The organism is Candidatus Latescibacterota bacterium (assembly GCA_019038625.1).
Classification (GTDB): Bacteria; Krumholzibacteriota; Krumholzibacteriia; order Krumholzibacteriales; family Krumholzibacteriaceae; genus JAGLYV01.
This window is the reverse complement of the sequence record JAHOYU010000237.1, coordinates 1-13,336: the sequence shown is the minus strand read 5'-3', so window position 1 is coordinate 13,336 and position 13,336 is coordinate 1. Positions and strand designations below refer to the sequence as shown.

The window sequence follows — 13,336 nt, the reverse complement described above, 5'->3', positions numbered from 1 at the left end:
GGCTATCCGGCTGGCCGCGGCAGAAGCGCTGGGAAGACTCAAGGAAAAAAATGCTGTAGAATTCCTGTCCCGGATGATGTTGAGCGACGAAAGGATGGGATCTATCAAGGCAGCCGAAGCTCTCTCCCGCATCGGGAGCAAAAAAGCCGCAGAAAAACTCGAAAAGATCCTTCAGCCTGATGGCGCATATATTAACGATCCGTACCTCAAGACAATCGCCTTGCAGGGAATAGCCAGCAATGGGGATAAAAAATTCTTCGATAAGGTCGTCCCCTTTCTCGATGACGAATCCTCAATGGTGAGAACAGCCGCGATCATCGCGGTAGCCGGCACGGGCCGGAAAAAAGCCAGGGATCACCTCCTGAGAATGTTCGCCGAAGGCAATCACTATGACAGGTTGGTCGCCGCGGAATACCTCGGAGCTTCGGGAGACCCGCGTGATCTACCTCTTCTGATCGAGACACTCGATTCCAGGACCGACCATTTTTCACGCGAGGGCGCGGCCTCAGGACTTGGGAAGTGGCCCGAGCCCGAACAGCTTCTCGTGGAGACAGAAGGCGGAAGAATCCCTGCTGACGCACTTATCGAAGCAGCCGGTGGCGACGACTGGGTGGTCGCCTCGCTCGCGATAGAAGCATTGGGAAAAACTGTCTCCTCGAAAATCGTCAACGATCTCGTCAGGATATTCAATGAATCTTCGGGAAGACTTTCATCAGATATCAAACTTTCCGTCATCAACGCATTGTCCCACCTTTCTGAATGCCAGGATCTGAGTGTGGATGACAGGGGCACGATAATTCATCTTCTCAAGACCGCGCTCACCGAAACGGACCCCAGGATACCGAAGGCCGCGACTGATGCTGCTTCCGGATTCGGCCTGAAATTCACTCCTGACCCGATGCTCGCTAGAGGCTGGGAACGTGGCTCTCCGAGATCGGCAGGTCCGGTACTGCCATTCGGCGATGTAAGGATCGAGCTGGTGACGTCCAGGGGTGTGATCGGTATAGAGCTGTTTGGTGACGATGCTCCGTGCATCGTCCGCAGCTTTCTGGATCTGGCGGAAGAGGGGTTTTACCGGGGGTTGAACTTCCACAGGGTCGTTCCGGGATTCGTCGTTCAGGGCGGCTGCCCCAGGGGCGACGGATGGGGAGACGCGGGATATTTCCTCAGAAGCCAGTTCAACACTCACAGATATGAAAGAGGCACTGTGGGAGTAGCCCACGCGGGCAAGGATACGCCGGGAAGCCAGTTCTTCATCACCCATATGGCACAGCCGCACCTCAACGGCAGGTATACCATTATCGGAAAAGTCGTCAGCGGTATGGAGACGGTCGATTCTATAGAGATCGGAGACGCGATCAATATCAGGATACTGGAATAGAGGATTCTGAAGATAGAGACTACTGGAACAGCGAATATTTGACTAGAAGGTGCACCTGCCTTGAAAGAAGTTTTCACATCTCGATGGTCACTCCTGCTCGCCGCTCTCGGAATGGCTGTCGGAACGGGAAATATCTGGAGATTTCCACGAGTCATCGCCCAGAACGGCGGCGCTCCCTTCCTCATCCCCTGGTTTCTATTCCTGTTTCTATGGTCGATTCCCCTTCTCATCATCGAATTCGGCATCGGCAAAAAGACCAGGATGGGTACACTGGGCGCATTCGGGTCCTTGAACCGCCGTCACACATGGATGGGCGGATTCATCGGCATCTGCACTCTGGCGATCACATTCTACTATTGCGTAGTCACCGGATGGTGTTTCCGATACTCGTTCGCCACATTAGTCGATCTGGCTCTCCCTGGTGGAATAATTCCGGGCGGAGGACTGTGGGGTGCAGAATGTACTACCTTCTGGACGACCTTCAACCGATCAGGCTGGCAACCTGTCCTCTTTCATCTGTTTGGTATCCTGGCCGGTTCATGGATCATCTACAGGGGAGTAGTAAATGGAATAGAGAAGGCCAACCGGATAATGCTGCCATCCCTTTTCATCCTACTGATAATAGCTGTGGCACGCGCCCTGTCCCTCCCGGGCGCTTCGGCCGGACTGAACTATCTTTTTCAACCTGAATGGAAGGCTCTCCTCGATTACAAAATATGGCTCCAGGGGTTGACCCAGAGTGCGTGGTCCACTGGCGCGGGATGGGGTCTGATACTGACCTATGCCGTCTACATGAAAAAGAATGATGATATAGTCGCCACCTCCTTTCTCGCCGGCCTGGGCAATAACTCCGCTTCCCTTCTCGCGGCCCTGGCCGTTATACCGACAGTATTCGCCATCCTTCCGGCCGGGCAGGCAGAATCGATAGCAAGAGACACCGGTCCGCTCAGCACAGGGATGACCTTTATCTGGATTCCGAAACTTTTTGAGGAGATAGCTGGTGGAAAATTCTTTCTTCTCATCTTCTTCCTCGCGCTCTCGGTAGCCGCCCTTTCGTCACTGATATCCATGATCGAACTCGGCACCCGCAACATGATGGATTTCGGACTCTCGAGAAAAAAGGGTATCATTATTATATCGATCGCATGTTTTATCTTCGGCCTCCCATCCGCTCTCGACCCGGCTTTCTTTCAGAATCAGGACTGGGTGTGGAGCGTGGGGCTCTTACTCAGCGGTCTCCTGTTCGCCTTGATAGTCATAGACTATGGGGTAGCCAGGTTCCGGCGCGAGATGCTGAACGACATCGATAACGATATCCGAATTGGAAGGGCTTTCGATTTCGCAGTACGTTTTCTCATCCCTGTGGAGTTCGCCGCCATGACATTGTGGTGGTTGTCGCAGGCAGTACTCGTATATGATCCGGATCGATGGTATCACCCCTTCAGGACTTTCAGTCTGGGCACATGCCTGTTCCAGTGGGGGCTGGTCATAAGCCTGCTTCTGATATTCCAGAGACCTGTTAACAGGCTTCTTTTCGAAAGGTCGCAGACTTATCCAGGGTCGCTCCATAATACTGACGGGCTTTCGCGCATCGACTCAAAAACGGAGGAGGACCGATGACCGGGCAGGCTATCGCCATGATGATCGTGATCTGCGGACTTGTATGGGGAGGCTTCACCGGCCTTTTGATATATGTGATGCGGATAGAAAAGAAAAAGAAAAAACCGCTTAATTGACGAATGTCTTTATTGGCTTCTTCAGATTTTCCTGCCGGCAATCAATGACAGGATCCTTTTCTGGCAATCGAATGCGATCGGAGGCAGATCACCGAGGCTGAAGAATCCCGCGTCCTCGGCGTCATCACCGGCTTTAAGCCTGCCACCCTTGATGTGCCCCTTGTACATGACAACGACGGTATTGCCTCTTGGATCATCGAAACAGGATTCGACAGAGTGAATACCGTCGATCCCGACCACCAGGCCTGTCTCTTCCTCCAATTCCCGCACCGCTGTCAACCGGACATCTTCATCATATTCAATATATCCGGAAGGAATGGTCCACAATCCCTGGTAAGGATCAAAACGCCGCCTGACGAGAAGGATCCTCCCTTCCTCATCTCTGACGATCACACCAGCTGCCGGAGCGGGATTATGGTAATGGACAAACTCGCAGACCGAACATGCCATCCTTGGGAAACCGCCCTCTTCGCGTTCAGACATCTCCGCTCCGCAAAGGGGACAGAATTTGAAATCTCCATTCATCCGCGACTCCCGACCATTGTCACCTGCTTGCCTTCGACAAACCGATGATCAGATTGTAGCAGTCACCCACTTAACGGTATCAGAAAATCGTATCCGCGGCTGCATCACATTCGTATCTGAGCAGAAACCAACGCCATTCCTGATCGAGTTTCTTGAAATCTTCACCGAAAACATCCTTGAAGTGGACCTCGAACGGCCCGACCTCGTCTATTTCATCTGTCGCTTTGTACAGCTTGAGTACTTTATCCATTCCATTTTTATCGATAAGCCAGGTCACGAACGAAGCCCAGCCCGGCACAGTGACGGTCAGGTTGGAATCGGTGAAAGACTTCCTTTTTACGGTTCTGAACAGGCCGGGCAACCGTTTTGCCACCAGATCCTGTTTGGCCGCGTTATGGACATCCCAGCCATTGAATTTCGCCCTGAAGTAAAATACAAGCCCCTTTGCCATACCCATTGGTGGAGTACCCAGCTCATAAAGGATCATATGAATCATCTCATGATCTTCGAAGGAGGCCGTCGTGTGTATGATTTTCTTACTCCAGTTTGAGTACTGACGGTATCTCTTGCGTCCTGTCACATCCATGAACTTTTGTTCGCTCGGATACATCCTGTAATATATCCGGTCTTCCACATCCTTGATGCGAGCCTCCCTGGACACCATTTTGATAAGATCCATTTCCCTCTGAAGATCATTCTCCGGAATCGGCCTTTCAGGGTCCCACTGGAAAGTGACGAACTTCGTCTTCTTTTCCTCCCACTTCAACTTTTCAAGGTACCTTACCTCGATATCGTCGAAGTAGATGTAGCCGGTCATCTGGTTTATCAGTCCGACCTCCATTGTCCGGGCCTTGTCAGGCACTTCTATCTTGTTCTCGTTCTTCGACCAGGGGCTTGTGCCCACACGCCTCGAGGTCCATGAATCAGCGAAATAACGGTCGTTCACCCGCTCACCTTCGGCATTATAGAATATGATGAACAGGCTGATATTGTCTTCCTGCCCTTTCGACTTTTCTATTCCAGCAGTTTTTATCATCCCCGCGAAATAGACTTCATATCCCGGCCTGACAGGGTGCATCTGCGAAAGTACCATCCATTTCTCCGTATTGAAGAGGCCCCGGAGATAATAACTGTTCTCGCCGGTCGTAAACCAGTCCCTGTTCCTTCCATACATATTGACATTTTTGCCTTCCCCGGAAAATAACCTGACTTTCCATCCCACGGGCAAGAATCCGTCCCATTCCTCAAAGGAAGGATTTGTGATAAGGTTGACACCGACCTCTACATCGGGAAGGTCCTCCTCGACCATCTTCTCTCCACCACATCCCGATATTACTGCCAGCATTGTTGCCAGAATCACGAACGATCTAAATCTGCTGTTGTCCATTTTTTCCTCCGTCATGAGTCAGTTACTCAATTAACGATTTTTTCGAGAAACGGTTCCAGATTATCAGCAACGAGGGAATCGTTTCCCGGCAAAAATCCTTTTATTGCCAGGGCAGCGGTTCCTGATCAGTCACCGGCCCCTTCCCTGCTGTTATTCTTCTTCTTGTCAGTACCGAATCTTTTCCATTTCATCGCGAAATCAAACAGGCGCTTCTGGACCAGGTCGTTGACGGACCCTTCCTGGTATTTTCCGCTTTTCAGACGCTTACCCGTACTTACACCGGTCAGTATCTCTATTCCCTCTTCGACATGTTTCACAGGATAAATATGGAATTCTCCCCGCTTGACTGCCTGTACCACATCGTCAGCAAGCATCAGATCCGGCACATTCTGGTGAGGAATTATTACTCCTTCTGTTCCCTTCAGGCCCTTCGACATACATACACGGAAGAATCCTTCGATTTTTTCGTTCGCCCCTCCGATAGGCTGAATCAGGCCGTTCTGGTTGATGGACCCCGTTACGGCCAGATCCTGTCTTATCGGCAGCCTGGACAGGCTGGAAAGTATGGCATAAAGCTCGGTAGAACTGGCGCTGTCTCCATCGACACCTCCATAGGACTGTTCGAAACAGAGGCTCGCGCTCAGGGCGAGGGGATGGTCCGTTCCGTACTTGCCTTTCAAATAGCCTGTGAGGATGAGAACCCCTTTGTTATGGATGTTGCCGCTCATATCCGATTCCCGTTCGATGTTGACGACCCCCGAGTTTCCGAGAGCTGTCCTGACGGTGATCCTCGATGGCTTTCCGAACATATAATCGCCCATATTATACACTGAAAGAGCATTTACCTGTCCCTCGACCGCACCGGAAGTCTCGATCATTATGGTGCCTTCGTCGATTCTCTCCTGAAGCTTCTCCTCGTACAGATTCACCCTCAGCTTTCTGCATTCGAGAGCCCTTTCGACATGTGTCCGCTTTACGACCTTGTCCTTCGAAGAGGCAGCATGGTAGTTAGCCTCACGTACGATATCGGCAATCGTCGAGAATCGGGTCGACAGCTTGTTCTGCCTTCCCGCGAGCCTTACACCATGTTCCACTACAGTAGCGACACCGGACCGGTCGAACGGCCGCATGTCCTCCTTGTCGCATAGCAATTTTATGAACCCGGCATACTGATTCACAAGGGGTTTGTCCCTGTCGACTACAAGGTCGAAATCTGCCCTTATCTTGAATATCTTGCGGAAATCCTCGTCATTTGACTGGAGCATATAGTAAAGACGCGCGGCACCGATCAGGACTATCTTGGTCCTGGCAGAAATCGCTTCCGGCTTGAGAGCGGAAGTACTCATAAAGCTGAACGAGTCGTAGTTCTGTATAATCGATTCCGAGCTCTTCAACGTTCGTTTCAGGATCTGCCAGACACCCGGTTCTATAAAGACATCCAGGGCGTTCAGGACCAGATATCCTCCGGAAGCCCTGTGAAATGCTCCTGCCCGGATGTTCATATGGTCCGTCTTCGACCATCCTCCAGGGTGAAAATCACGCTCCGTCACTCCGAATACATTAACAAGATTCGGGAAATTCTCTATTATGACCGGAGGACTCTTCGTCTCCGCATTATCGACCACAACGTTCACGCGAAACTCCCTGAACGGGTCCTCGTTGCGATCTTCCGCCTGCGCCAGCGCCAGGGTTTCCCTTGACTCATCTTCATCTGCATCCCTGAATAGAGACAATCTGTTGATAAGTTCACGCTCTATCACTTTGAGCAGTCCGCCAAGCTTTTCGTTCCTGAATCGTTTGCGGATTTCGTCGATCATTTCATGGATGACTGGATGCACTATCTGGACATCGAGTTTTTCCAGACGCTCCCTCATCTCCTTATCGATATCTTTCATCTGCTCGTAGATATGAGCCATATCTTCCGACAGTATCGTAGCATTCTCCTTCATCGTCTCGAACTGCTCCGCCGGGATCTTTCCCTCTTCGACCATTTGAACGACATGTGCATAATCGACAGGGTTACCGTCAAGAACGGGAACGATCTGCGGGCGTACGGCCGTACCGACCTGTACGCTGACCATCGTAAACCCTTCCTTGTTGATCTTTTCCTCAAACGCGGAGATAATGGTCTTCTGCTGGGACTGGTATTTCTCCAGTAGTTTTTTTCTGCGGTTCTGATAGAACTCACCCTTGAATACGATAGGCACCTTGTCTTCAAGGTCAAAGAGCAGCCCATCCATGTCAGCGGCCAGCCGTATCCCTTCTCCGGCATTCAGCTCAATCATCACGGGCATCGACGGGTGTCTGAAGTTGTGCAAGTAGCAGATATCGGGCGGTACGTCGTGTTTGCTGTCCATTCTCTCAAGGAGATGCTTGATCGTAGTAGTCCTGCCCGTCCCGACCAGGCCTGTTATGAAGATATTGTATCCCCTGTGATCGAGTTCGAGCCCCATCTTGATAGCCTGAAGGGCTCTCTCCTGTCCGATGATATCCTTACATGGCTTAATATCGTTTGTGGTCCTGAACTTGAATCCGTTAGTCGGGCATACCCATCTAAGCTTGCCCGGTGCGAGTTCCTTCGGCTTTCTTGCCCTGGCCATATTGATCCTCCACTCAATGAGCTTTCAGTTTCATTCTAATCAAACGAGAGCCGCCGTCTTCAGAAAGGGGTCCTTTTACAGCAGCTTCCGCACCAGTCTATGATTTTTTTCTGAAAAGGTCAAGTGAAGCAGATTCTGAGCGCTCAGAGGGTCGAATGCTCAGTGCCGGCCAGGCGCCTGATAACGGTCACCGTCGCGTCGTCCTCAAGGTTTTCCTCGCCACCGAACTCCTTGATACTTCGGAAGATATATTCGGTAATGAGCTTTGCCGTCTCATCCCGATGGTCCCTGATAGTGTCGATAAGACGCTGCTCACCGTACATGTCTCCAAGACTGTCGGTCACTTCGAGGATACCGTCGGTGAACATCACGAGAGTATCTCCCGGGTCCATGAACACGAAACCCCTTTTGAATATCGAATCGGGTATCGGACCGAGTATAGTGCCACCGACATCGAGCCGTCTCATATCATCGCTCTTGAAAAGAAGCGGGGGTGGGTGACCCGCGTTTATATAGACGAGCGTCCCGTTGTGCTCGAGTTCACCGTAGACGAGAGAGACGAAACGGGTCGATAACCTGCTCTGATGAATCACATTGTTCAGTTTTCCTATGACACCCGATATCTTCATCTCCTTCTCAATACCCATCCTGAGGCCGGTGACTACATCCCTGGCCAGGAGAGCCGCTGGAAGTCCGTGTCCGCTCGCGTCCCCGATAGCAAAGCTGAGGACAGCCTCGTCGAGGACACTGAAGTCGTAAAGGTCCCCGCCGACTCTCTCCGCGGGCACAGATCTCCCTGAGATATCGTAGCCGTTGAATGTGGGATCCTTTTCAGGCAGGAGGCTCTTCTGAATATTGAAGGCTTCCTGCATGTCGGCGTTGAATCGGTTGGTCGATCTCGTCAGGTTCAAGGTGCTTCGTATCGTATTCATGGAAAACTGAAGGGTCTCCCTGACCCATCCCTCATTGAGCCTGAACACCAGAAGAAATTCGTCGTGTTCACCCAGAAACGTGGCGATACTGTTGTTTCCCCAGGGAGGAGATTCCTCAGCCCCGAAGATATAGCTCTTGTGCTGGTTCAGGATCGAGAAGACCTGATCGGTCCGAGGCATAGTCTCGGGCCATTCCTCAGGGTCTTCCCCCATCGGCCCCCTGACAAGGACAAATAACCCGAACTTGAGCCTGTACATACATCCGCTCTTGATATTGAGATCGTCGTTGAACGACTGCACGAGCTCATCGAGCATCAGGGAAAGCATGTCACGCGTACCCGTGATTCCCTCGATCCTCATGAGAAGAGAATCGAATTTTCGATAGAATATCTTCGGCTGAAACTCCTGCTCATCCATTCCCGGCTACTTTCCTCTGAAAGCTACTGTCCCTGATAAAAAGAATACTCCGGCGAAGATAATCGCAATTACCTGCCGATTCAATCAAAATCGGTGAGCTGACGTTAAATTAACCATTGTCTGACTCCGGTTTAAAACTTTACTGTCGCGGGAACAATCGATATAATCCCGATGTATGAATAATTATGGAATCAATGCGGTGACGGAAGGTGAATGATGGCTACAAGACGAACGTTCTTCAAGGTACTCGGCGCGGGAGCAGCGTGGGCACTTTCTCCCGCCACAAAACTCGGCAGCATGCCCACAATGCCGGACGGAAACATCGATTTCGCGGTCGTCAGGGGGCCTGACGCCGCAGCGGCAGTGAAAAAAGCCGTGTCCATGCTGGGTGGTATGGAGAAATTCATTGATAAAGGAGATGTTGTATTCGTCAAACCTAACATCTCGTGGGACAGAAAACCTGAACAGGCCGCCACTACAAACCCGATCGTGGTTGAGACTGTGGTCTCCCTGGTCCTGGCAGCTGGAGCGAAAAAAGTGATCGTCGCGGACAACACGTGCAACGACGCTAGAAGATCATACAAGAGAAGCGGTATACGCGAAGCTGCCGAAAAAGCGGGAGCGGAAGTTCCATATATGGAGGCTCGCAAGTTCATCAAGAAGGACCTTGGCGGCGAAGTGCTGAAGCAATGGGAAGTCTACAGGGAAGCCGAAGACGCGGACAAGATAATAAACCTGCCCGTTGCCAAGCACCATGGCCTTTCGAACGTGACACTTTCGATGAAGAATCTCATGGGACTGATCGGCGGAAGACGCGACCTTCTTCATCAGAAGCTTCCCGAATGCATCGTCGACCTGACTGCCTATTTCAAACCGGACCTGACCATACTCGACGCGGTACGCATACTCAAGGCGAATGGGCCACAGGGCAGCACGTTGAAGGATGTAGTGCGGATGGACACGATAGCGGCAAGCACCGACCCGGTGAAGATCGACGCGTTCGGGATATCGCTCTTTACAGATGCCGGATTCGACAACGACCTGGCATTGTTCCCCCATATATCCCTTGCCGAAAAGAAGGGCCTCGGAACATCCGATTTCGGAGGTGCAGGGTACCAGGAAATCAAACTCGGGTAGGTAAAGATGAAAAATCTCAGGAGAGGCTCGCAGATCATCTTTCTGGTCTTCTTTCTCATCCTCTTTGTACAGACTGAGTATAAGGGTGAGGATGAGCTTGGGATGCCTGTAAGGCTGTTCCTGGATTTCGACCCGCTGATCGCACTGAGTTCGCTTCTCGCTTCGCACGCGGTCAGGGCAGTATTCCTGTTTTCTCTTGTCACGGTAGTATTGACGGTGATCCTTGGAAGGTTTTTCTGTGGCTGGGTCTGTCCGCTCGGCACACTCAACACGGCAGTAAGTTTTCTGCGCATGAGACGCAAGCCGAAGCACCCGGATGACGGAAACTTTCCCAGGCTGAGAAAGATAAAATATTTCATCCTTGCTTTCATACTTACCGGAGCACTTTTCGGATGGAACGCCGCCGGATTCCTCGACCCGATCTCACTGACCATCCGTTCCCTGGCCATAGGATACAACCCGGCTGTCAACGGCCTTGTGAGATCGATACTCGACTTCGCCTATATGACGAATATCCCGGGGATCTCCCCGGGAGCAGATACTCTGCTTTCATTCCTTACCGGGACTCTGCTCGCTTTCGAACAGCCGGTATTCCGACAGATGATAACAATAGCTTTTCTTTTCTCGGTGATCCTCGGGTTGAATTTCCTCGCTCCCAGGTTCTGGTGCCGTTACCTCTGTCCTCTGGGTGCCCTTCTCGGAGTGATAGGCACGAAGCAGATGTTCGCGAGAGTCGATGTGGACAAGGGAAAATGTGTTTCCTGCCATACATGCAACAGGACATGCCAGGGAGACGCCACTCCTTTTCCTCCCGGCTCCTGGGCCAGCAGGGAGTGCCTGGTCTGCTTTAATTGTTCCGATGTCTGTCCGGTAGACGCTATCTCGATTCACCCGACCCTGCAGAGTACAGGGGATGGCAATGTCGACCTTCAGCGTAGATGGCTGATAACCACAGCAGCCGCGGCGGCTTTTTCCGTGCCGATCGTAAGGCTTGGCGAACACAACAAGCGTCCGCACCCCGATCTGATCCGTCCACCCGGAGCGATCAATGAAAAGAAATTCCTGCAGCGCTGCGTCAAATGCGGTGAATGCATGAAAGTTTGCCTGACAAACGGGCTTCAACCCACTCTTGCTCAGGCAGGACTCGAAGGGCTATGGACACCGATGCTCGTTCCCAGGCTGGGATACTGCGAATACAACTGCAATCTCTGTTCACAGGTATGTCCAACTGGCGCCATCGAAAAACTCACTCTTGAAGAAAAACAGGCGGTCCGTATCGGATTGGCCCTCTTCGACAAGAACAGGTGTATCCCCTGGGCCATGGGAAGAAACTGCGGAGTATGCGAGGAACACTGTCCGGCTCCCGGCAAGGCTATCAAATTCTTCGATGTCGAAGCTGTAAACAAGAACGGCGACCCGTTTATCATCAAGAGACCTGAAGTCGATCCGGGACTCTGCATCGGTTGCGGGATATGTGAAAACAAATGCCCGATCATCGATATCCCGGGGATAAGGGTCACATCGGTCAACGAGAGCAGAGCTGAATACATGCTTTATATGTAGGCGGTCACATGAGCCTCTACGCTGTCTGCAAGGGCATCGAGATCATAGCCACCTTCCATAAGAGAGATGATCTTTCCCCCGCAGTGCCTGTCTGCCACTCCCATAAGCCTTCGAGTCATCTCTCCAAAGACACCGCCGGTCAATAACCCGCCGGATAAAGGATCATTTGAATGTCCGTCAAATCCGGCAGAGATCAGGATGAACTCCGGCTTATATTTATCAAGGGCCGGCACGACCACATTGTCGAACTTATCCATATACAGGACATCCCCACTGCCTGAACCGACAGGTATATTGAGGTTGAAACCGTCCCCTTTTCCGATCCCAGTCGTATTTTCATGACCTGTTCCCGGATAATGGGGATACTGATGGATGGAGACGTACAGCACCCTGTCGTCTTCGATGAATATCCTCTCTGTGCCGTTGCCATGATGGATATCCCAGTCGATTATCGCTACCCGGCCCAGACCTCCCTCCCCCAGCAACCATGCTGCGGCAATCGCTATGTTATTGAATATGCAGAAGCCCATGGCCCTGTCGCGCTCGGCATGGTGTCCTGGAGGCCTTACCGCGCAAAACACAGAATCCAACTCTCCGTTCAGGACTTTTCCAGCCGCCTGAACACCTGCTCCTGCTGCCAGCATGGCAGCCTGCTGAGTAAACTTCGTCGCGACAGTATCGCCCCAGTCCAGGACGACAGGCGAATCCATATCCATCGACAGTATCCCGTTCACAAAGTCCTGGTCATGCACAGCCTCTATCCATTCCGGCCTGGCCGGCTGAGCCTCTATAAAGGAAAGTCGTTCCGTCACTCCACAGTTCCTGAGTCTGTCCATGACGGCCTCGTACCTGCCTGTACTCTCTATATGCTGGTAACCCTCCAGGTGCCTGCCAAAGAGTTCATGGTAGATCACTCCTGTCACGATCTTCCCTCCTGAACACGGCCTGTCATCGGGACGAATCTGACTCCGATCAACTGGTCTTCCTCGAAATTGTTATCATTACGGGTGATTCTGAACAGATACTGGGACGCGACTCCAGCGGGCAATATCAACCTGCCGCCATCGGCCAGCTGCCTCGAAAGAGTATCGGGAATGGAGGGAGGTGAAGCGGTCACCATTATCGCGTCGAATGGAGCTTCTTCCGGCCATCCTTCACTCCCGTCACCAGTCCTGAATCTGATATTATCATAGCCCAGATCCATAAGTACCCCGCGCGCCCTCTGTGACAGTTCGTCGATGATCTCCACTGTATATACTTCCGATACGATCTCCGCGAGAACGGCGGTCTGATATCCGCTGCCAGTACCTATCTCCAGCACCCTGTCCGTCCCGGTCAACCTGAGCTGTTCGGTCATATACGCGACGATATAAGGTTGTGAGATAGTCTGACCACAACCTATTGAAACAGGTCCGTCCTGGAAAGATATCGACCGGCCCTCAACTCCGACCATCAATTCCCTGGGAACCTTATTCATGGCTTTTATCACCTGCTGGTCCACTACACCCCGAGATATGATCTGGGTCCTGACCATCGCGGATCTCTGCTTGTCGTCACGAATCGATCTGTTTTTCACTTCTGGAGTTCTTCCCTGACCAGTTCTACCGCTTTTTCCAGAGCCTCACCGAGCTTCCCGGATTCTCCGCCCCCACCCCCGG

The 13,336-nt window shown here is 52.0% G+C and carries 11 protein-coding genes; 5 read left to right on the top strand and 6 right to left on the bottom strand.

The window, feature by feature from the left end:
- The 3 genes from KOO63_15355 to KOO63_15345 all read left to right on the top strand — a co-directional run.
- A partial coding sequence (locus KOO63_15355; protein ID MBU8923195.1) for a peptidylprolyl isomerase occupies positions 1-1,381 on the top strand: 1,381 nt, incomplete at its 5' end.
- 60 nt (positions 1,382-1,441) lie between these two features.
- Entirely contained in the window at positions 1,442-3,001 is a 1,560-nt protein-coding gene (locus tag KOO63_15350) for a sodium-dependent transporter (protein ID MBU8923194.1), read from the top strand.
- A complete protein-coding gene (locus tag KOO63_15345; GenBank protein ID MBU8923193.1) occupies positions 2,998-3,117 on the top strand; it encodes a MetS family NSS transporter small subunit in 120 nt (39 codons plus the stop codon). The genes KOO63_15350 and KOO63_15345 overlap by 4 nt, the downstream gene beginning before the upstream one ends.
- A 21-nt stretch (positions 3,118-3,138) precedes the next feature.
- On the opposite strand, the gene KOO63_15340 is transcribed toward KOO63_15345, so the two are convergent.
- The 4 genes from KOO63_15340 to KOO63_15325 form a co-directional block, all read right to left on the bottom strand.
- Positions 3,139-3,642: an NUDIX hydrolase gene (locus KOO63_15340; protein MBU8923192.1), complete on the bottom strand. Its 504-nt coding sequence runs from the start codon at positions 3,640-3,642 to the stop codon at positions 3,139-3,141.
- Between the two features lie 79 nt (positions 3,643-3,721).
- Positions 3,722-5,029: a hypothetical protein gene (locus tag KOO63_15335; protein ID MBU8923191.1), complete on the bottom strand. Its 1,308-nt coding sequence runs from the start codon at positions 5,027-5,029 to the stop codon at positions 3,722-3,724.
- A gap of 125 nt (positions 5,030-5,154) precedes the next feature.
- Positions 5,155-7,629, bottom strand: a complete 2,475-nt coding sequence (locus KOO63_15330; GenBank protein MBU8923190.1) for an AAA family ATPase — start codon at positions 7,627-7,629, stop codon at positions 5,155-5,157.
- Between the two features lie 143 nt (positions 7,630-7,772).
- Entirely contained in the window at positions 7,773-8,978 is a 1,206-nt protein-coding gene (locus tag KOO63_15325; GenBank protein MBU8923189.1) for a PP2C family protein-serine/threonine phosphatase, read from the bottom strand.
- Positions 8,979-9,191: 213 nt separating this feature from the next.
- Here KOO63_15325 and KOO63_15320 point away from each other — a divergent pair, with 213 nt between their 5' ends.
- Both KOO63_15320 and KOO63_15315 read left to right on the top strand, forming a co-directional pair.
- Positions 9,192-10,115 carry a DUF362 domain-containing protein gene (locus tag KOO63_15320; GenBank protein MBU8923188.1) on the top strand — a complete coding sequence of 308 codons (924 nt, stop codon included), beginning with the start codon at positions 9,192-9,194 and terminating at the stop codon, positions 10,113-10,115.
- 6 nt (positions 10,116-10,121) lie between these two features.
- Complete coding sequence (locus tag KOO63_15315) at positions 10,122-11,678, top strand: 4Fe-4S binding protein (GenBank protein MBU8923187.1); 1,557 nt, start codon at positions 10,122-10,124, stop codon at positions 11,676-11,678.
- On the opposite strand, the gene KOO63_15310 is transcribed toward KOO63_15315, so the two are convergent.
- The gene (locus KOO63_15310) at positions 11,669-12,601 is read right to left on the bottom strand and encodes a histone deacetylase (protein MBU8923186.1); all 933 of its coding nucleotides are present in this window, start codon (positions 12,599-12,601) and stop codon (positions 11,669-11,671) included. The two genes, KOO63_15315 and KOO63_15310, sit on opposite strands and share 10 nt — an antisense overlap.
- Entirely contained in the window at positions 12,598-13,212 is a 615-nt protein-coding gene (locus KOO63_15305) for a protein-L-isoaspartate(D-aspartate) O-methyltransferase (protein MBU8923185.1), read from the bottom strand. Before KOO63_15305 ends, KOO63_15310 begins: the two co-directional genes overlap by 4 nt.
- Between the last annotated feature and the right edge of the window lie 124 nt (positions 13,213-13,336).

Coding starts and splice junctions, on each gene's coding strand:
- KOO63_15345 (MBU8923193.1), top strand. CDS start 2,998: ATGACCGGGCAGGCTATCGCCATGATGATCGTGATCTGCGGACTTGTA.
- KOO63_15340 (MBU8923192.1), bottom strand. CDS start 3,642: ATGAATGGAGATTTCAAATTCTGTCCCCTTTGCGGAGCGGAGATGTCT.
- KOO63_15335 (MBU8923191.1), bottom strand. CDS start 5,029: ATGGACAACAGCAGATTTAGATCGTTCGTGATTCTGGCAACAATGCTG.
- KOO63_15330 (MBU8923190.1), bottom strand. CDS start 7,629: ATGGCCAGGGCAAGAAAGCCGAAGGAACTCGCACCGGGCAAGCTTAGA.
- KOO63_15325 (MBU8923189.1), bottom strand. CDS start 8,978: ATGGATGAGCAGGAGTTTCAGCCGAAGATATTCTATCGAAAATTCGAT.
- KOO63_15320 (MBU8923188.1), top strand. CDS start 9,192: ATGATGGCTACAAGACGAACGTTCTTCAAGGTACTCGGCGCGGGAGCA.
- KOO63_15315 (MBU8923187.1), top strand. CDS start 10,122: ATGAAAAATCTCAGGAGAGGCTCGCAGATCATCTTTCTGGTCTTCTTT.
- KOO63_15305 (MBU8923185.1), bottom strand. CDS start 13,212: ATGGTCAGGACCCAGATCATATCTCGGGGTGTAGTGGACCAGCAGGTG.